20 protein-coding genes are annotated in these 19,082 nt (G+C 64.9%); 9 read left to right on the forward strand and 11 right to left on the reverse strand.

The genetic code is table 11. The features are described from left to right. The 5 genes from cyoC to RFM52_RS31460 are packed head-to-tail and all read left to right on the forward strand — an operon-like array spanning window position 1 to window position 3,670. The gene (cyoC, locus tag RFM52_RS31440; RefSeq protein WP_320298794.1) at window positions 1–627 is read left to right on the forward strand and encodes a cytochrome o ubiquinol oxidase subunit III; all 627 of its coding nucleotides are present in this window, start codon (window positions 1–3) and stop codon (window positions 625–627) included. Continuing rightward, on the forward strand, window positions 624–998 hold the full coding sequence (gene cyoD, locus RFM52_RS31445) for a cytochrome o ubiquinol oxidase subunit IV (RefSeq protein WP_320298681.1): 375 nt from the start codon (window positions 624–626) through the stop codon (window positions 996–998). Before cyoC ends, cyoD begins: the two co-directional genes overlap by 4 nt. After that, window positions 995–1,798 carry an SURF1 family protein gene (locus tag RFM52_RS31450; RefSeq protein ID WP_320298682.1) on the forward strand — a complete coding sequence of 268 codons (804 nt, stop codon included), beginning with the start codon at window positions 995–997 and terminating at the stop codon, window positions 1,796–1,798. The genes cyoD and RFM52_RS31450 overlap by 4 nt, the downstream gene beginning before the upstream one ends. Beyond that, the gene (locus RFM52_RS31455; protein WP_320298683.1) at window positions 1,795–3,147 is read left to right on the forward strand and encodes an ATP-binding protein; all 1,353 of its coding nucleotides are present in this window, start codon (window positions 1,795–1,797) and stop codon (window positions 3,145–3,147) included. The genes RFM52_RS31450 and RFM52_RS31455 overlap by 4 nt, the downstream gene beginning before the upstream one ends. Beyond that, window positions 3,137–3,670, forward strand: a complete 534-nt coding sequence (locus tag RFM52_RS31460; RefSeq protein WP_320298684.1) for a response regulator transcription factor — start codon at window positions 3,137–3,139, stop codon at window positions 3,668–3,670. Before RFM52_RS31455 ends, RFM52_RS31460 begins: the two co-directional genes overlap by 11 nt. Window positions 3,671–3,684: 14 nt before the next feature. Here RFM52_RS31460 and doeB read toward each other — a convergent pair whose 3' ends face one another. The 10 genes from doeB to ehuR all read right to left on the reverse strand — a co-directional run bounded on the left by doeB (window position 3,685) and on the right by ehuR (window position 13,501). Then, entirely contained in the window at window positions 3,685–4,689 is a 1,005-nt protein-coding gene (gene doeB / locus RFM52_RS31465) for a N(2)-acetyl-L-2,4-diaminobutanoate deacetylase DoeB (RefSeq protein ID WP_320298685.1), read from the reverse strand. A 5-nt stretch (window positions 4,690–4,694) separates the two neighbouring features. Then, window positions 4,695–5,873 carry an ectoine hydrolase DoeA gene (doeA, locus tag RFM52_RS31470; protein WP_320298686.1) on the reverse strand — a complete coding sequence of 393 codons (1,179 nt, stop codon included), beginning with the start codon at window positions 5,871–5,873 and terminating at the stop codon, window positions 4,695–4,697. A gap of 37 nt (window positions 5,874–5,910) precedes the next feature. Further along, window positions 5,911–6,903 (reverse strand): cyclodeaminase, encoded by a 993-nt coding sequence (locus RFM52_RS31475; protein ID WP_320298687.1) that lies wholly within the window; start codon window positions 6,901–6,903, stop codon window positions 5,911–5,913. Beyond that, entirely contained in the window at window positions 6,900–7,889 is a 990-nt protein-coding gene (eutB, locus tag RFM52_RS31480) for a hydroxyectoine utilization dehydratase EutB (RefSeq protein WP_320298688.1), read from the reverse strand. Before eutB ends, RFM52_RS31475 begins: the two co-directional genes overlap by 4 nt. A gap of 19 nt (window positions 7,890–7,908) precedes the next feature. Continuing rightward, a complete protein-coding gene (eutA, locus tag RFM52_RS31485) occupies window positions 7,909–8,685 on the reverse strand; it encodes an ectoine utilization protein EutA (RefSeq protein ID WP_320298795.1) in 777 nt (258 codons plus the stop codon). Between the two features lie 5 nt (window positions 8,686–8,690). Further along, entirely contained in the window at window positions 8,691–9,350 is a 660-nt protein-coding gene (ehuD, locus tag RFM52_RS31490) for an ectoine/hydroxyectoine ABC transporter permease subunit EhuD (protein WP_320298796.1), read from the reverse strand. Window positions 9,351–9,366: 16 nt separating this feature from the next. After that, window positions 9,367–10,026, reverse strand: coding sequence for an ectoine/hydroxyectoine ABC transporter permease subunit EhuC (gene ehuC / locus RFM52_RS31495; RefSeq protein ID WP_320298689.1), 660 nt, complete (start codon window positions 10,024–10,026; stop codon window positions 9,367–9,369). Between the two features lie 203 nt (window positions 10,027–10,229). Continuing rightward, a complete protein-coding gene (gene ehuB / locus RFM52_RS31500; RefSeq protein WP_320298690.1) occupies window positions 10,230–11,081 on the reverse strand; it encodes an ectoine/hydroxyectoine ABC transporter substrate-binding protein EhuB in 852 nt (283 codons plus the stop codon). A gap of 112 nt (window positions 11,082–11,193) precedes the next feature. Further along, complete coding sequence (gene ehuA, locus RFM52_RS31505) at window positions 11,194–11,979, reverse strand: ectoine/hydroxyectoine ABC transporter ATP-binding protein EhuA (protein ID WP_320298691.1); 786 nt, start codon at window positions 11,977–11,979, stop codon at window positions 11,194–11,196. A 136-nt stretch (window positions 11,980–12,115) separates the two neighbouring features. After that, window positions 12,116–13,501, reverse strand: a complete 1,386-nt coding sequence (gene ehuR / locus RFM52_RS31510; RefSeq protein ID WP_320298692.1) for a MocR-like ectoine utilization transcription factor EhuR — start codon at window positions 13,499–13,501, stop codon at window positions 12,116–12,118. Window positions 13,502–13,584: 83 nt separating this feature from the next. On the opposite strand from ehuR, the gene RFM52_RS31515 reads away from it, so the two are divergent. From RFM52_RS31515 to RFM52_RS31530, 4 genes are all read left to right on the forward strand, one after another. Then, window positions 13,585–14,073 carry an Lrp/AsnC family transcriptional regulator gene (locus tag RFM52_RS31515; RefSeq protein WP_320298693.1) on the forward strand — a complete coding sequence of 163 codons (489 nt, stop codon included), beginning with the start codon at window positions 13,585–13,587 and terminating at the stop codon, window positions 14,071–14,073. Between the two features lie 360 nt (window positions 14,074–14,433). After that, window positions 14,434–15,927 (forward strand): NAD-dependent succinate-semialdehyde dehydrogenase, encoded by a 1,494-nt coding sequence (locus RFM52_RS31520; RefSeq protein ID WP_320298694.1) that lies wholly within the window; start codon window positions 14,434–14,436, stop codon window positions 15,925–15,927. Between the two features lie 35 nt (window positions 15,928–15,962). Further along, entirely contained in the window at window positions 15,963–17,342 is a 1,380-nt protein-coding gene (locus RFM52_RS31525) for an aspartate aminotransferase family protein (protein ID WP_320298695.1), read from the forward strand. A 22-nt stretch (window positions 17,343–17,364) separates the two neighbouring features. Continuing rightward, a complete protein-coding gene (locus tag RFM52_RS31530; RefSeq protein WP_320298696.1) occupies window positions 17,365–18,465 on the forward strand; it encodes an alcohol dehydrogenase family protein in 1,101 nt (366 codons plus the stop codon). A 24-nt stretch (window positions 18,466–18,489) separates the two neighbouring features. Here RFM52_RS31530 and RFM52_RS31535 read toward each other — a convergent pair whose 3' ends face one another. Then, window positions 18,490–18,927, reverse strand: a complete 438-nt coding sequence (locus tag RFM52_RS31535) for an acyl-CoA thioesterase (protein ID WP_320298697.1) — start codon at window positions 18,925–18,927, stop codon at window positions 18,490–18,492. Between the last annotated feature and the right edge of the window lie 155 nt (window positions 18,928–19,082).

A 19,082-nucleotide genomic window follows, 5' to 3' on the forward strand; every position in this document is an offset into this window, starting at 1 on the left:
ATGACATCGACGGCGATCACGGCCGGCGCCGAACCGGTCTTTCACCTGGAAGAAGAGCATGCGCACGCCGAAGGCGGCAGCACCATGCTCGGCTTCTGGCTCTATCTGATGAGCGACTGCCTGATCTTCGCCATGCTGTTCGCGGCCTTTGGCGTGCTCGGCGGCAATTACGCGGCGGGTCCGGCGCCGAAGGACCTGTTCGACCTCGGCCTGGTGGCGGTCAACACCACCATGCTGCTGCTCTCCTCGATCACCTATGGCTTTGCCATGCTGACCATGGGCAAGGGCCGCGTCGGCGCGACGCAAGCCTGGCTCGCGGTGACCATGCTGTTCGGCCTGGCGTTCCTGTCCATCGAGCTCTACGAATTCGCGCACATGATCCATGAGGGCGCGACGCCGCAGCGCAGCGCCTTCCTGTCGTCCTTCTTCACACTGGTCGGCACGCACGGCCTGCACGTCACCTTCGGCATCGTCTGGATGCTGACGCTGATGGTGCAGGTGGCGCGATACGGCCTTATCGAGGCCAACCGCCGCCGGCTGATGTGCCTCTCGATGTTCTGGCACTTCCTCGACGTCGTCTGGATTGGCGTCTTCACCTTCGTCTATCTGATGGGGACGTTGCGATGAGCGCTCATGATCATGCCGGTCACGACCACACGCATAGCGGCGCCGCGCACGGATCGCTGAAGGGCTACCTGATCGGCTTCTTCCTGTCGGTGATCCTCACCGCCATCCCATTCTGGATGGTCATGAGCGGCGCCATCGACAACAAGCAGGCGACCGCCATCATCATCATGGCCTTCGCGGTGGTGCAGATCGTGGTGCACATGGTGTTCTTCCTGCACATGAACCCCGCCTCGGAAGGCGGATGGTCGATGCTGGCGCTCATCTTCACGGTGATCCTCGTCGTCATCGTGCTGAGCGGCTCGCTCTGGGTGATGTACCACCTCAACGCCAACATGATGCCTGGGCTCCACGAGATGCGGGAGATGCCATGAGCCCTGTTTCGGGCGCGGGGAGGGTCAAGGTCGAGGTAGAAGACATGATCGGCCGGGCGGGTTCTCATGCCACCTCGAAGGGCTCCGCGTCGCGATTCGTGGCTGTGCTGGCTGTGCTTCTGGGCGTCCTGGTGTTTCTTGGGCTCGGCATCTGGCAGCTGGAAAGGCGGGTCTGGAAGCTCGACCTGATCGCCCGCGTCGACCAGCGCATCCATGCTCCCGTCGTCGATGCGCCCGGCCCGCAGGACTGGAGCGGGTTGAGCGCCTCCGATTACGAATATCGCCATGTGCGGTTGACCGGGCGCTTTGAGGGCGGCGCCAACACGCTGGTGCAGGCGGTGACCGAGCTCGGCGGCGGCTATTGGGTGCTCACGCCGATGCGCGACGACCGTGGTTTCACGGTCCTTGTCAACCGCGGCTTCGTTCCGCAGGAGCGCAAGGCGGAGTTCGAGCGGGAGAATGCCGGTTTCGCCGCGACGGCGACGGTCGACGGGCTGCTGCGCATCAGCGAACCGCGCGGCGGTTTCCTGCGCAGCAACGATCCCGCGGCCAATCGCTGGTATTCGCGCGACGTCGCGGCAATCGCCAAGGCGCGCGGACTGGCGGAAGTTGCGCCCTACTTCATCGATGCCGAGGCGTCCGGGGCGGCTGGTTGGCCCCGCGGCGGCCTGACCGTCGTCACCTTCCGCAACAGCCATCTCGTCTACGCTTTGACCTGGTTCGCGCTGGCAGCGATGCTGGCGATGGCGCTGGGCAGGCCGATCTTCGTCGGACGCCGGAAGCGGGACGCGGCAAGATGAACATCTCGATCCCGGTGCTTCATCACGGCAAGCCGATCCCGGCGGGTCCTCTTGCCGGCCGGGGCGGCGCCGCCTCGAATTCCGACGTGACGAACAGGAAGAACCTGCTGCTCCTCATCCAGTTGCGCTGGCTGGCGGTGGCGGGGCAGGTGCTGACCATCCTGGTGACGCAATACTGGTTCGCCATCCCGCTGCCGCTCACCGAGATGGCCGGCGTCGTGCTTTTCCTGGTCGGGCTCAACATCTTCAGCCTGCTCGCCCTGCGCGGCAATCGCCGCATCTCCAACGCGCAGCTCTTCGTTGCGCTGATCTTCGACATGGCGGCGCTGACGACGCAGCTCTACCTGAGCGGCGGCGCCTCGAATCCTTTCGTGTCGCTCTATTTGCTGCAGATCACGCTTGGCGCCGCGCTGCTGGCGCCATGGTCGACCTGGATCCTGGTGGTGGCCGCCTCGGCCTGTTTCGTCTTCCTCATCTTCGTCTTCCAGCCGATCGCGATCCCGCATCATGGCGGCAGCGACCTCCTGGCGCTGCATTTGCGCGGCATGTTCATCTGCTTCGTGCTGGCGGCCGGCCTGATCGTGATCTTCATGACGCGCATCGACCGCAACCTGCGCGAACGCGATGCCTATCTCGCGGACCTGCGCCAGCGTTCGGCCGAGGAAGACCACATCGTGCGCATGGGTCTGCTGGCCTCGGGTGCCGCTCATGAGCTGGGCACGCCGCTCTCGACCATATCGGTCATCCTATCCGACTGGCGCCAGATGCAGGGCGTCAAGCGCAACCGCGAGCTTTCCGAGGACGTGGCCGAGATGCAGGCGCAGATCGAGCGCTGCAAAAGCATCGTCACGGGCATCCTCATGTCCTCCGGCCAGGCGCGGGGCGAAGGCACGATCCGCACCACGATCCGCAGCTTCCTCGACGATCTCGTCCAGGAGTGGCGCGTCAGCCGCCAGCCGTTCAAGCTGGATTACAGCAACGGTTTCGAACCGGACGAGCAGATCGTGTCCGACACGGCGCTGAAGCAGGTGATCTTCAACGTGCTCGACAATGCCCAGGAAGCATCGCACGATTGGGTCGGCATCACCGCCGAGCGGCAGGACGAGAGGCTGGTGCTCACCGTCAGGGATCGCGGACCGGGTTTCGACAAGGATATTCTGGCCGGGCTCGGCCAGCCCTATATGTCGAGCAAGGGGCGGCCAGGCGGCGGTCTTGGCCTCTTCCTGGTGTTCAACGTGGTGCGCAAGCTCGGCGGCGACGTTTCGGCGCGCAACCTGGCCGAAGGCGCTCGCGTTACCCTTTCGCTGCCGCTGGCGGCGCTGACCGATGGAGACGATCGTGACATCTGATCGATCCTTGTTTGTCGTGGAGGACGACGCGACGTTCGCGCGGACGCTCAAGCGCTCCTTCGAGAAGCGCGATTACGACGTCGTGGTCTGCCACGACCGCGAGGCGCTGCTGGTCGCGCTGGAAACGGCCGTGCCGACCTACGCCGTCGTCGACCTCAAGCTCGGAGCGGGATCGGGGCTCGAATGCGTCAAGCTGCTCAGCGCCCGCAATCCGTCGATGCGGATCGTGGTGCTGACGGGCTTTGCCAGCATCGCCACGGCGGTCGAGGCGATCAAGCTTGGCGCCTGCCACTATCTGGCCAAGCCCGCCAACACCGATGACATCGAAGCCGCCTTCGGCCGCGCCGAGGGCGACGTTTCGGTGCCGCTCACCAGCCGCCCCACCTCGATCAAGAATCTCGAATGGGAGCGTATCCACGAAACGCTGGTCGAGACCGGCTTCAACATCTCCGAGACCGCGCGCCGGCTAGGCCTGCACCGGCGCACGCTTGCCCGCAAGCTCGAGAAGCGCGTGGTACAGTAGGCTGGCCGCCGGGACTATCCCTGAACGGCCACGCCGAGCACCGAGACGCAGTCGCCCGCCTTGACCAGGCCGGGGAAGTGGCGCGCGGCAAGCAGCCCCGACATCCTCGCCTTGATCTCCTGCGGCGCCTGGCCGGTACGTCCGACCGGATGGATACGCGCGACAACCTGGCCATCCTTTACGGGCTCGCCGAGATCGATCATCGTCTCGATCATGCCGTCATCTTCGGCGAAGGCGAAGCAATCGCCCGACGGCATGTCCAGCCATTTTGTTCGAGTCTTCTCGACCGCACCATCGATGATGCCGGCATGTCGCAGCACGTTGAAGATGCCGCGCCGGGCGATGCGCACCGTCTCGGCCCGCGAGGTTCCGCCGCCGCCGAGCTCGGTGGTGACGAAGACCTTGCCCATCTCCTCGGCGGCCGTGTCATACATGCCGACCGCGTCGATCTCGGTCATGCGCATCGAGAACGGCGCCGAGAAGGCCTCGACGGCTGCGAAAGCTTTCGCCTCCTGCGCCTTGTCCGGCAATGTGTGGGCCGCGCAGAATGGCACGAAGTCCAGCGTCTTTCCGCCGGAATGGAAGTCGAACACGATGTCCGCGCGCGGAAGCAGCTCGCGCTGGAAATAGTCGGCGATCTTCTCCGTCACCGTGCCGTCCGGGCGGCCGGGGAAGGCGCGGTTCATGTTGCCCTTGTCGATCGGCGAGGTGCGCGTGCCGGCGCGGAAGGCCGGATAGTTCATCGCCGGCACGATGATGACCGTGCCGGAGACGTTTTTCGGATCGAGCGTGCGGGCGAGCTCGTAGAGCGCTAGCGGCCCTTCATACTCGTCGCCGTGATTGCCGCCGGTGAGCAGCGCCGTCGGGCCCTTGCCGTTGCGCACGACGCAGACAGGGATCATTACCGATCCCCAGGCGGAATCGTCGCGGCTGTAAGGCAGGCGCAGGAAGCCGTGCTGGACGCCGTCGCGCTCGAAGTCGACGGTCGCCGCGATCGGCGACGGACGCAAAGCGGACATCGGCCTCAGTCCTTCACGAAGAGCTTGCGCGGCACATTGGCCAGGCATTCGACGCCGGTGTCGGTGATCAGGATCGACTCGGTTATCTCCAGCCCCATCGTCTCCAGCCACAGCCCCGTCATGAAATGGAAGGTCATGCCGGGCTTGAGCTCGGTGCGGTCGCCGGGGCGCAGGCTCATCGTGCGCTCGCCCCAGTCCGGCGGATAGGAAATGCCGATCGGGTAGCCGGTGCGGTTGTCCTTGACGATGCCGTATTTCTTCAGGACGGCGAAGAAGGCGTTGGCGATGTCCTCGCAGGTGTTGCCGGGCTTGGCGGCGGCGAGGCCGGCCTCCATGCCCTCAAGCGTCGCCTTCTCGGCGTCGAGGAAGGCCTGTGTCGGCTTGCCGAGGAAGACAGTGCGCGACAGCGGGCAATGATAGCGGTTGTAGCAGCCGGCGATCTCGAAGAACGTGCCTTCATTGACCTTCATCGGCTTGTCGTCCCAGGTGAGATGCGGCGCGGAGGCATCGGCGCCCGACGGCAGCAGCGGCACGATCGCCGGATAATCGCCCCCGATGCCGGCGACGCCGCGCGTGCCGGCATCGTAGATCTCGGCGACCAGGTCGCATTTGCGCATGCCGACCTCTATTCTGTCGACGATCCGCTGGTGCATCGCCTCGACGATGCGGGCGGCGTTGCGCATGTATTCGATCTCGGTCGGGCTTTTCACCGCGCGCTGCCAGTTGACCAGCGCGGTCGCATCGGCAAAGCGGGCGTTGGGCAGGTGCTTCTGCAGCGATGCGAAGGCAGCGGCCGAGAACCAGTAATTGTCCATCTCGACGCCGATGGCGAGCTTGTCCCAGCCGCGCTCCGCCAGCACGCTGGCGAGGTAATCCATCGGATGCCGCTCGGTCGACTGCACATAGTGGTCGGCGTAGCCGATGATGTTGTCATGCGCGAGATAGGCGGTTCGCTTGGCGCCGTTGGCGTCCTGGCCGCGGCCGTACCAGACCGGCTCGCCCGAAGGCGGCACGATGACCGCCTGATGCACGTAGAAGGACCAGCCGTCGTAACCCGTCAGCCAGGCCATGTTGGAGGGATCGCTGACGATCAGCAGATCGACCCCCTTGGCCTCCATGGCTTTCCGCGTCTTGGCGAGGCGATCGGCAAATTCGCTCCGCGAGAATTTCAGGTTTGGCTGCATTTTCTTGGTCCTCGTTTGTTGGGCCTTGCGGCCAGCATCAGCTTTCAAAAGTGGTTCCGGCCTTCGCTGCCCGCGCGCGGTCTCGCGCGAGCGTGGCGATCGCGGTGTCCTGCACGCCAGTGCCGGTAAGGTCGGCGATGGTGATGTCGCTGGTGGAGCGCCGGCCGTGCTTCTCGCCGGCGATGATCTGGCCGAGTTCGGTGACCTCGGCGTCGGCCGCCATCACGCCGGCGTCGATGGCGTGGTGAAGTTCGCCCAGGCGTCGCGTCTGCTTGGCGCTGTCGGCGACATAGAGGTCGGCCATGCGCAGGATCGCCGGCGCGATCTCGTTCTTGTGCTCGGCGTCCGAACCCATGGCGGTGATGTGCTGGCCGGCGGAGATGAAGCCGGCCTTGATCAATGGTTCAGTCGAGGGCGTGGTGGTGACGATGATGTCGGCGCCAGCAGCCGCGTTCGCCGCATCGGGTTCGGCTCGCACGGCAATGCCCAGCTTCTCGCGCAGGCGGGCAGCGGCTGCCTCTGCTTTGGCCGCGTCGCGCGCCCAGATGCGCGCTTCCTCGATCGGCCGCACCAGCCGCAGCGCTTCCAACTGCAGGCCGGCTTGCAAACCGGCGCCGAAGATCGCCGCTATTTTGGAATCTTCGCGCGACAGATGCTTGGCCGCGACCGCGCCGGCAGCGGCGGTTCGCACATCGGTCAGATAGCCATTGTCAAGCAGCAGCGCCTCGACCACGCCGGTCTTGGCCGAAAGCAGCACCATCATGCCGCCGCCGCTCGGCAGGCCGAGCTTCGGATTGTCGAAGAAGCCGGAGCTTATCTTGACGGCGAAGCCGTCTATGCCCGGCACATAGGCCGACTTCACGTCGACCTCGCCGCGATGCTCGTGAATGTCGAGCCGCAAAATCGGCGGCATTGCTACGGGCATTGTGGCCAACGCCCGGAAGGCATTCTCGACGCAGGCGACGGCGTCCAGGTCGAGCGTCACGATCTTGCGTAGCTCGGCTTCTGTGAGGATGGTCATGCGGCTCATGCGACGCGCTCCGTTGCTGTGGCCGCCTCGCCGCAGACAATGCGACGATGCAGAGCCATGTCGATGTTGCGGCCGGAGAGGATGAGGACAGTTGGGCCATTCGTCGAGGGCTTGCCAGCAAGCAGTGCGCCGATGCCGACGGCGCCGGCGCCCTCGACGATCTCGCGCTCCTGCCCATAGGCATGGCGGATGCCAGCGGCGATTTCGTCCTCGGCGAGCAGCACGACATCGTCGAGCAGGTCCCGGCACATGGCGAAGGTCAGCTGGTTGTCGAGACCGATGCCGCCGCCGAGGGAGTCCGCCAGCGTCGGCAGTTCCTCGACCTGCACCGGCCGGCCGGCGTCGAGGCTGGCTTTCATCGCTGCGCCCCGCGCCATCGAGATGCCGATGACTTTTGTATTCGGGCTCACGCCCTTGATGGCCGCGGCAACGCCCGCCGCCAGCCCGCCGCCGGAGAGCGGCACCAACACCGCCGCGGCGTCCGGCACTTGCTCCATGATCTCCAGACCGAGCGTGCCTTGCCCGGCGATGATGTCGGGATGGTCGAAGGGCGGCAGCATGACCAGTCCTTCCTCCGCCACCAGCCTGTCGACCTCCTGCTGTGCGTCATCCTGGCTGTTGCCGACGATGCGCACATCCGCGCCGAGGCGACGGATGGCGTCGAGCTTGTTTTCCGACACCAGCTTCGACATGCAGATCACCGCGCGGATGCCTTCAAGCTTCGCCGCATGCGCCAGCGCGCGGCCGTGATTGCCGGTCGACGCCGCGACGACGCCGCGCGATTTCTCGTCCGCGCTCAATGCTGCGATCGCATTGGAGGCGCCGCGCAGCTTGAACGCGCCGGTGGTCTGGTGGTGTTCCAGCTTGAGGTACACCGGGCCGCCGGTGCGATCCGACAGGCTTTGCGACAGCACGGTAGCTGTGCGCTCGACCTTGCCGGCAATGCGTTCGCGCGCGGCGCGAATATGCTTAAGCTCAACAGTCATTCGATCACGGACATTTCGATTACGCGGCCAGCGGCTTGGTCCACAGCCGGCCGAACTCGGCACGCGGCGTGTCGTCGCCGCAAAGCCGCAGGCAGTTCCAGGCGCTGGCCTGGTTGCTGGTGATGACCGGACGCCCGATCGCCTCTTCCATGCCGGGGACCGCGAGTGCGGCGCGCAGCGCGGTGCAGGAGACGAACAGCGCATCAGCCTGCGGATGCATGACCTTGCGCGCCATCTCGACCAGGGCCCCCGGCGTGATGCGCGCCATCTCGCGGTCGTCCTCGAAGCCGAGGCATGTGAAACTCTGGATGTCGAAGCCGTGCGCGGCGAAATACGCCGCCATCGGCCGGCTGGTCTCGACGGTGTAGGGGGTCAGGATGCTGATACGCTTCACCCCAAAAGCGTTCAGGCCGCGCATACCAGCCATCGGCGGCGTGACCACGGGCACGCCGGGCTTGGCCGCTTGGATCGCTTGCTCGATCTCGGCGTCGCCGATCACTACCGACGCCGAGGTGCACGAGTAGCATATGGCATCGAGCGGCTCGTGCGGCAGGATCAGCGCTGCGCCCGCCGAAAGCGACGGCTGCATCTTGCGCAAATTCTCCGGCGTCGTCGGATTGGCGTAGGGAATGCGCGCCACATAGACGCCGATGCGCTCGCTCGCCACCATGCGGCGGAAGTCGACCTCGCTGGTGTGGTCGGTCGCGAGCGCGATCAGGCCGACACGCTTTTGCAGCGGGCGCGCGTCCAGCGCGGGGCGCGCCGTTTCGAGACGGATTTCGGGCAATGCTTTCATGACTTTCATCTTTCGATCCTGCCGTAGCGGTGCTCCAGCCAGCGCAACAGCACGACCGAGCAGAGGCTGATGACGAGGAAGAAGGCGCCGACCAGCGTCATCGGTTCGATGTAACGGTAATAGGTGTTGGCGACGCTCTTGGCCTGGTTCATCAGCTCGAGCACGGTGATCGCCGAAAGCAGCGGCGTCTCCTTGAACATGGCGATGAAGTAGTTGGCCAAGGCAGGGATCATCGGTGGGATCGCCTGCGGCAGGATGATATGCGTCCAGGTGTGGCGGCCGTTGAGATTGCAAGCCTTGGCCGCTTCCCACTGCCCGCGCGGCACATTGTCGATGCCGGCGCGGTAGACCTCGGCCGTATAGGTGCCGTAGTGCAGGCCAAGCCCGATGACGCCCGCCACCAGCGGCGGCAAAAGGATGCCGATATCGGGCAGCACATAGAAGATGAAATAAAGCTGCACCAAAAGCGGTGTGCCGCGGATGAATTCGGCGAACCAGCCGACGCTGCGCGACACCAGCCGGTTCTCCGAGCGCCGCGCCAGCGCTATCCCAAGCCCGACGATCGCCGCCAGGATCGAGCCGAGCACCGTCGCCAGGATGGTGATCTTCACGCCCTGGAGCAGCACCGGCATGATCTGCCTGACGAAATCCCAATCCCAGTCCATTATTTGGCCCAGTCCATCAGACACGCACTCCGTCGAGACCGCGCGCCATGCGGCGTTCCAGCGTCCGCACGCCCCAGGAGATGATCAGCGCGAGCGCGAAATAGATGATCAGCACGGACAGGAACGGCATCAGCGTGCTGCCGGTCTGCGAACGCACCACCTGCGCCTGGAAGGTCAGGTCGGCGAGCGAGATCAGCGACACGACCGAGGTCGCCTTGAGCAGCTCGATAGCGTTGTTGCCGAAAGTCGGCAGCATGACCAGCAGCGCCTGCGGCAGGATGACGTGGCGCATGCCTTGCCAGCGGCCGAGATTGAGCGCCGTGCAGGCCTCGTATTGCTCGCGGCCGACCGACAGGATGGCGCCGCGCACCACTTCCGCCGCATAGGCGCCGACATTCAAGCCCAGCGCCAGCACGCCCGCCTGCAGCGGCGTCAGCGACAGGCCGACGAAAGGCAGCACGAAATAGGCCCAGAACAGCTGCACGAAGATCGAGGTGCCGCGGAAGAATTCGATATAGACGGTTGCGATCGCGCGCACGATGAAGAAGCGCGACACGCGCCCCATGCCGGCAAGGAAGGCCATGATCAGCGCAAGCACCGACCCCATCAGCGTCAGCTCGATGGTGACAAGCGCTCCCTGCAATATCAGGCCGAGATAGCCGGACCACTGGGTCATAGGGTTCCAACGTTTGCGTTCTTGGGTCCTTCTCCCCGTTCAACGGGAGAAGATGCCGGTTTATCCTCCGTAGCTGCAGCGCAGCTGCTGCGAAGGACGGGCAGGCAGATGAAGGGCGGAGCCAGCCTTGCAGAACTTGGCGCCGCCCCTCATCCGACCCTTCGGGCCACCTTCTCCCCCGTGAACGGGGAGAAGGGAGGGAGCTACTTCGCCGCGCAGAGCTTCTCGCGCGTCGTCGACATGGCCGCCTTGGCGGAGAAGCCGTAGGGCTCGATGATCTTGGCGAACTCGCCCGACTTCTTCATCTTGGCGAGCTCGACGTCATAGGCATCGCGCAGCGCCTCGTCGCCCTTCTTGAAGGCGGCGCCGTCACAATAGACCGGAGCGCCGACCACCGGGGCGATGACGTCGAGGTTCGGATCGTTGGCCTTCTTGACCAGGTCGTTGATCGAGAGCACCGGCAGCGAATAGGCGTCGATGCGGCCGTCCTGCACCATCTTCAGGCCGCTTTGGCCATCCGGCACGACGATGACGCGATCGCGCGGCACGCCGGCATTCAGCGCCAGCTTCTCCTCGGTGCCGCCACCAGGCGCGCCGACGGTCGCCGACGCATCCTTGGCGATGTCCTCATAGCTCTTGAAGCCTTTCGGATTGCCCTTCTTCACCAGCAGCGCCTCGGCATCGCAAAGCACCGGCTCGGAATAGACGACCGCCGCGCAACGTTCCGGCTTCATGAACAGGCCGGCAGTGACGACGTCGAAGCGGCCCGCCTGCAGGCCCGGGATCATGGCGCCATATTCGGAGATCGAGGCGACGATGTCGTTGACGCCGAGGCGCTTGAAGATCTCGCGTGCCACGTCAGGCGCCGCTCCCGAAACCTTGCCGTCCGCTGCCACCGCCGTATAGGGCGGCTCATTGGCAATGGCGACGCGGGCAAAGCCCTGTTGCTTGAGCTGCTCCAGCTTGGCGTCGTCGGCCGAACGCGCACCGGGGGCGAGCAGCATTGCGCTCACTGCGAGGCCGGCGACGCCAGCCAGAATGCCAAGTTTCTTCATTGTTCCCAACTCCTTGTTTCTCTTCTTGGTTTGCTCGGCTCGGGACGGCCTTTGGCCGCCCGTGGACGACCTCGTCGCCCCGAGACGACTACGTCGCTCGTTTGCATTGCGGTCAGACGCGATGTCCGGCCGCGATGATCTTCTTCAGGAAGCTCTGCGTTCTTTCCTGTTTGGGATGGCGGAAAATCTCATCGGGCTTGCCTTCCTCGACGATTCGGCCGCGGTCGAAGAACAGCACGCGGTCGGCGAAATCGTGGGCGAAGACCATCTCATGGGTGACCAGAAGCATGGTCATGTCGGTCTCGGCGGCGAGCTTGCGCATGACGTTGAGCACCTCCTCGACGAGCTCAGGGTCGAGCGCCGAGGTGACCTCGTCGAACAGCATGATCTTGGGCGACAGCGCCAGCGCCCGGGCGATCGCGACGCGCTGCTTCTGGCCGCCGGAAAGCTGCGCCGGCATCGCTTTCGCCTTGTCGGCGAGGCCCACCATGTCGAGCAGCTCCATCGCCCGCTTTTCGGCGGCGGCGCGGGCGACGCCCTTGGTCAGCATTGGCGCGAGCGTTACATTGTCCATGACGCATTTGTGCGGGAAGAGATTGAAGAGCTGGAAGACCATGCCGATCTTCTGGCGCATCCTGGCCAGGTGCCGCTCGTCGGCCGGCACCAACTGACCGTTGCGTTCCATGTGGTAGAGCTGCTCGCCGTCGACCTGGATGTGGCCGCCGTCGATCTTCTCCAGCGTCATCAGGATGCGCAGGATCGTCGTCTTGCCGGAGCCGGACGGGCCGATCAGCGCCAGCTTCTCGCCTGGCATGACCTGCATCGACAAGCCGTCCAGCACCTTGAAGGCGCCGAAGCTCTTCGAAATCGCATCAACCTTGATGATGGGCGCGGGCAATCCATTTCCCCGTTCTGGAGAAGCCTATGCCCTTAACGATGCGAAACGCGTCAAATCATGTCAATTGGTAAAATAATATCATGACAATATTTCCGGCGCAGCACAATTTCAGGGCAATCTGAGCTGCCTTTGTGCATCAGATGGCGAGCAGGAGATGCTCCGGATCGCCGAGCAGCAGCTTGGCGACAACGCTCAGGCCCGCGCGCAGTTCCCCCTCTGTGGTCGATCCGAGCGAGATGCGCACGGCCGGATGCCAGGGCGTGTCGGCGATGCGGAACGAGGTGCCCGGCGCGATCGCCACCCCGCGCAGCCGCGCCTGCGAAACAAAACTCTCCTCGGCGCGGTCGCCCGGCAGTTCGAGCCACAGATGCAGCCCGTCACGGTGGACGCGATAATCGACGCCCGCCAGCATTTCGGCGGCAATCTCCTGGCGCCGCTTCAACGCCTGGCGCTGCCAGTTGACCAGTTCCATCGCCGTGCCATCGGTCACCCAGCGCGTCGCGATCTCCGCCACCATCGGCGTCGCCATCCAGTTCGAGACGAGGTGGCGGTTGGCGACGGCGGCGACGTAGCGGTCCGGCACCGCGAGATAGCCGATGCGCAGGCCAGGCACGGTGATCTTGGTGAAGGAGGTGACGTAGAGTGTGCGCTCCGGCGCAAAGGCGGCAACCGCGGCCGGCCGGCCTTCAACCAGCGGCCCGAGCACGTCGTTCTCGATGATCGCGATGTCATGCTTGCGGGCAACGGCGGCTATCTGCTCGCGGCGGGTGGCGTCCATCAACGTCGCCGTCGGGTTGATCACCGATGGCTGGACGAACACGGCGCGGATGTCCGACAGCCGGCAAGCCTCGTCGAGCGCTTCGGGGATCAGCCCGTTGCCGTCGATCGGCAAGCCCTCGAGGTTGAAGCCGAGATAGCGGGCAAGCGGCACCAGCGTGTGGTGGCCGATCGCCTCCGTAGCGACGGTCGAGCCGGGCGGCGCCACGCTCATCAGCGCCACCGTCATGCCGGCGGTGGCGCCGTTGGTCAGGCTGATATTCTGCGGCGACGCTTCGAGCCCGCAAAGCTTCAGCCACTCGACCGCGACGGCGCGATGGCGCGGAAACACCATGTTCGGCCGGAACGACAGCGCCGAGCTCGACGGCAGATTCTCGGCCAGCCACCCCAGCGCCTGCTTCAATTTTTCCAGATGCATCGGCTCGCAGACCGGCTTCAGGATCGAGAGGTCGATGACCTCGCCGAGGCGCTCCGGGATGTAAGGCGGCTCCGGTTCGCGGCGCTGCGTCTGCACGAAGCTGCCGCGCCCGACCTCCCCGGAAATCAGGCCGCGCCGGATCAGTTCCTCATAGGCGCGGCTGACCGTTTGCACCGAAAGCTTCAGGTCGTCCGCAAGGCGGCGATGCGTCGGCAGTTGCGCGCCATTGGCGAGCCGCCCGTCATGGATCGCGCGTGCGAACTGGTCGGCCAGCGAGAGATAGGCCGGGCGGCGGATGAGAGCAGGATCTGGCTGCCATAATGTCATGACATATTAGAGAGCGAAATCAGTGCAATTGACAATCGAAATAATGCATCGTCATGGTGTCTGCAACGAAAGGCGAATCCCGCATGGCGGCAGCGAAACTCGACCCGATCGACCTCAGGATTCTCGACGCCATCCAACGCGATGGGCGCATCACCAAGCTGGCGCTGGCCGAGAAGGTCGGCCTGTCGCCGACGCCGTGCTGGATGCGGCTGCGCAAGCTGGAAAAGGCCGGCATCGTGTCCGGCTATCACGCCACGATCGCCATGCGCGTCATCGCGCCGGTGGCGACGGTGCTGATGGAGGTGACTTTAGCCAACCACCGCCAGGCGGACTTCGACAGGTTCGAGCGGGTCGTGCGCGATGTTCCGGAGATCGTCGCCTGCTGGTCGGTGGGCGGCGGCGTCGACTATGTGTTGAAGGTGATGGCGCGCGACATCGATGCCTATCAGCGGTTGGTCGACAGCCTGCTCGAACGCGAGATCGGCATCGACCGCTACTTCACCTACATCGTCACCAAGACGGTCAAGGACGAGACCGTGCTGCCGGTGGCCGACCTGTTGCCGGAACAATGAAAACGCCATCGTCATCCACGGGCGGAGCGACGCGAAGCGGAGCGTAGACCCGAGGATCCATTCCGTGACTTTGATCGAAAGCGCAGCAGAGCAGAATTCTGCAGCGTAGCGGCGCCTCAACGTCACGGCATGGATCCTCGGGTCTACGCCGCGTCGCTTCGCTCCTTGCTTCGCCCGTGGATGACGAAGTTGAGAAGGCTCGGCCAATTTTCGAGGTTCGGCTGCGCCTGCCGGCCGGCCAACTAGAGAGATCATCTGTGTCGGCGCGCCAATAGAGACAATCTCTCTACCAACAGCCGCTGAAACAGTCCCATTCTTTGCCCGACACGGCCGATGCTTCGGCATCGAATGGAGGCGCCGATGTCCGCGCATTTTGCCCGCACCAACCACCATGAAGCACTGGACCGGCTCGCCGACCGCCGGCTGTTGCGCGCTCTCGCTTATGTCGACGGCCACTGGACGGCGAGCGATGCTGCGGCCAGTTTCGAGGTTACCGATCCGGCGACCGGCGCTACCGTCGCCTTTGTGGCCGCGCTCGATGCGGCGCAGACGACGAAGGCGATCAACGCCGCGTCGCGTGCATTTCACGGCTGGCGCTCGGCCCTGCCGCAGGAGCGCTCGAAGATCCTGCGAAAATGGTTCGATCTGATCGTCGCCGCCAAGGACGATCTGGCGCTGCTGATGACGCTTGAGCAGGGCAAGCCGCTGAAGGAATCGCTGGGCGAGATCGACTACGCCGCTTCCTTCGTCGAGTGGTATGCCGAGGAAGCGAAACGCCTCAATGCCGAAAGCGTCACCAGCCATCTGCCGAATGCTCAGATGTCGGTGCGCCGCGAGCCGCTCGGCGTGGTCGGCGTCGTCACGCCCTGGAACTTTCCGTCGGCCATGCTCACCCGCAAGGCGGCCGCGGCTTTGGCCGCCGGCTGCACGGTGGTGGCGCATCCGTCGTCCGAGACACCGCTCTCGGCTTTGGCGCTGGCCGAACTCGGCGAGCGCGCCGGCCTGCCTGCCGGCGTCTTCAACGTCGTCACCGGCGATGCGCGCACCATCGTCGGCGCGATGTGCGCCGACGCCAGGGTCCGCGCCATGAGCTTCACCGGATCGACCGAGGTCGGCCGGCTGATCGCGGCGCAGAGTGCTGCGACCATGAAGCGCCTGGTCATGGAACTCGGCGGCCATGCGCCGCTTATCGTGTTCGACGATGCCGACATTGACAAGGCCGTGACGATCGCGCTCGATGCCAAGTTCGCCACCTCCGGCCAGGATTGCCTCGCCGCCAATCGCATCTATGTGCAGCGGCCGATCTATGATCGCTTCTGCGCGGCATTCGCGCGCCGCATCGAGCAGCTCCGCACCGGCAACGGTCTCTCCGCGGACGCCGAGATCGGGCCGCTGATGCATGAGCGCGGGGTCAAGAAGGTCGAGGAGCAAGTCGCCGATGCGCTCACTCATGGCGCGCGCTGCCTGGCCGGCGGCAAGCGCGACGCGGCCGGCCCGCTGTTCTACCAGCCGACGCTGCTCGTCGATGTGCCGGACGAAGCGTTGATCATGCGTGAAGAGACGTTCGGCCCGGTCGCCGCGGTCACCTCGTTCGACGACGAGGCGGAAGTCGTCGTCCGCGCCAACGCCACCGAATATGGCCTCGTCGCTTATGTCGTCACCGAGAACGGCGCCCGCCAGGCGCGCATGGGCCGCGCGCTGGACTACGGCATGGTCGCGATCAACCGCGTCAAGATCACCGGCGCGCCGATCCCGTTCGGCGGCGTCAAGCAGTCGGGCATCGGCCGCGAAGGCTCGCGTCACGGCCTGGAAGCTTTTACGGACCTCAAATATCTCTGCCTCGATGTAGCGTAAGCTGCGCAGGCCTCATTCTCGTCAGGAGTCAAAAAATGCTCGAACAGTCCAACGAACTCTCCGCCTGGGATCGCGACCACTTCTTCCATCCCTCGACGCATATGGGCACGCACGCGCGTGGTGAATCGCCGGCGCGCATCATGGCCGGCGGCGAAGGCGTCACCGTCTGGGACAACACCGGCAAGAAGAGCATCGACGCCTTTGCCGGCCTCTATTGCGTCAACGTCGGCTATGGCCGCCAGAAGATCTCCGATGCCATCGCCGAGCAGGCCAGGAATCTCGCCTATTACCATGCCTATGTCGGCCACGGCACCGAGGCCTCGATCACGCTTGCCAAGATGATCATCGACCGCGCGCCGAAGGGCATGAGCCGCGTCTATTTCGGTCTCTCCGGTTCCGACGCCAACGAAACCAACATCAAGCTGATCTGGTACTACAACAACGTTCTCGGACGGCCGGAAAAGAAGAAGATCATCTCGCGCTGGCGCGGCTATCATGGGTCCGGCGTGATGACCGGGTCGCTGACCGGGCTCGAGCTGTTCCACAACGCCTTCGACCTGCCGCGCGCGCCGATCCTGCACACCGAAGCGCCTTATTATTTCCGCCGCGCCGACCGCTCGATGAGCGAGGAGCAGTTCTCGCAACATTGCGCCGACAAGCTGGAGGAAATGATCCTCGCCGAGGGGCCGGACACGGTCGCCGCCTTCATCGGCGAGCCGATCCTCGGCACCGGCGGCATCGTGCCGCCGCCGGCCGGCTATTGGGAGAAGATCCAGGCCGTGCTGAACAAGTATGACGTGCTGCTTGTCGCCGACGAAGTGGTGACCGGATTCGGCCGTCTCGGCACCATGTTCGGCTCCGACCATTACGGTATGAAGCCGGACCTGATCACCATCGCCAAGGGCCTGACCTCGGCCTATGCGCCGCTGTCCGGCGTCATCGTTTCCGACAAGGTCTGGCAGGTGCTGGTCAAGGGCTCCGACAAGCTGGGTTCGCTCGGCCATGGCTGGACCTATTCGGCGCACCCGATCTGCGTTGCCGCCGGTGTCGCCAATCTCGAACTGATCGACGAGATGGACCTGGTGCGGAACGCCGGCGAGACCGGCGCATACTTCCGCGCCGAGCTCGCCAAGGCGGTCGGCGGCCACAAACATGTCGGCGAAGTGCGCGGCGACGGCATGCTGGCGGCGGTCGAGTTCGTGAAGGACCGCGATGATCGTGTGTTCTTCGACCCCGCTCTGAAGGTCGGGCCGCAGATCGCCACGGCGCTGGCCGCTAGTGGCGTCATCGGCCGCGCGATGCCGCAAGGCGACATCCTCGGCTTCGCGCCGCCGCTTTGCCTGACGCGGGAGGAGGCCGACATCATCGTCTCCAAGACAGCCGACGCGGTGAACAGCGTCCTCGCCAATATCTGAGAAGCGACATCTGAGACGCGACATGAATGCCATGACCAGAACCGTTCCCGCCACCATGGCCGCCGTGCAGCTTACCGGCCATGGCGGTCTGGAGAAGCTCGTCTACCGCACAGACGTGAAGGTGCCGGCGCCGGCCGCCGGCGAAGTGCTGGTCAAGGTCAGCGCCTGCGGCATGAACAACACCGATGTCTGGGTGCGCCAGGGCGCCTATGGCACGGAGGAAGACGCCGGGGCGGTTTCGACCTGGCGTCGCCAAGGCAACACGCTCACCTTCCCGCGCATCCAGGGCACCGACACTGTTGGGACGATCGTCGCTGTCGGCGACGGCGTGCCTGCCGACCGCATCGGCGAACGCGTCATGGTCGACTTCTCCATCTACAACCGCGACGACGATTCGCTGGCCGACATCGACTATATGGGCCATGGCCGCGATGGCGGTTATGCCGAATACCAGGCGCTGCCGGCCGAGAACGCGCATGTCGTCCACACTGAGCTCAGCGATGTCGAGCTCGCCACTTTCTGTTGCGCCTATCTCACCGGCGAGCAGATGCTGGAGCGCGCGGCGCTGAAGGCCGGCGAGCGGGTGCTGGTCACCGGCGCCTCTGGCGGCGTTGGCTCCGGCATCGTGCAACTGGCACGGGCGCGCGGCGCCATCCCCTATGCCGTCGTCGGCAAGGGCAAGGAGCAGGCCGTGCTCGACATCGGCGCCGAGAAGGTGATCACGCGCGGCGTGGCCGACCTGCTTACCGCCGTCAATGAAGCGACTGGCGGCGAGCCCATCGACGTGGTGGCCGACCTCGTCGGCGGCGCCATCTTCAACGACCTCTTGCGCATCCTGCGGCCCGAGGGTCGCTACACGACCGCCGGAGCGATTGCCGGCCCGGTCGTGCAGCTCGATCTGCGCACCATGTATCTGAAGCAGCTGCAGCTCCACGGCTCGAGCCAGGGCACGCGGGAGGACTTCCGCCGCATCGTGCGCTACATCGAGGAAAAGAAGATCAGGCCGCTGGTCGGCGGCGTCTACAAGCTCTCCGATTTCCACCGCGCCCAGACCGATTTCATGGGCAAGGATTTCGTCGGCAAGCTGGTGGTGGTGCCGGACGCGATGTGGAGTGGCGCCTGACCTGGAAAGAGCGCCGAAGGGTCTTCAGGCTTCGCTGCCGTGACTGGGAGCGGCGGCCATCCAGGATTTCAGGCGCTCGAGCATAGGCTCCGTCAGCGGGGTGGATTTCCGTTCCGCAAGGTTGAAGAAGACCGTCTTGGCAGCCAGCTTGGCCGCGAGCTCGCCGCCATGCAGCCTGCGCATCTCATAATCCGTCTGGATGGACGTGCGGCCGACAGTGCGGACCGTGCCGTAGATTTCCACGATGACCCCCGACGGCACTTCGCCGACGAAGTCGATCTCATGCCGGACGTCGGCCCATCCCCTGTCGGCCCATTCGGGCGTCGTCGGCGCCCAGTCGGTCGCCTGGCCCAGCAGGATGTTGATGGCGTCGTCGAAAAAGGCGACGTAGAACCGCGTCGTCATGTGGCCCATCATGTCGCAATTCCAAGGCTGAACCACAGCTCTCGTCAGTAAGATCATTTTTGCTCCCGACAATTCAATTGATCTCGATTATCGCACCGGCATATCTAACGGGAAATTGGTCATCGCTGTAGAGAGCCTAATGCATGTCGCCCAGAAGTGTGCGGCGGTTCTGGGACAACGACATGCATCAAAACAAAGACTTAAAGCGCGTC

Source organism: Mesorhizobium humile (assembly GCF_033977215.1).
In the GTDB taxonomy this organism is placed as follows: domain Bacteria; phylum Pseudomonadota; class Alphaproteobacteria; order Rhizobiales; family Rhizobiaceae; genus Mesorhizobium; species Mesorhizobium humile.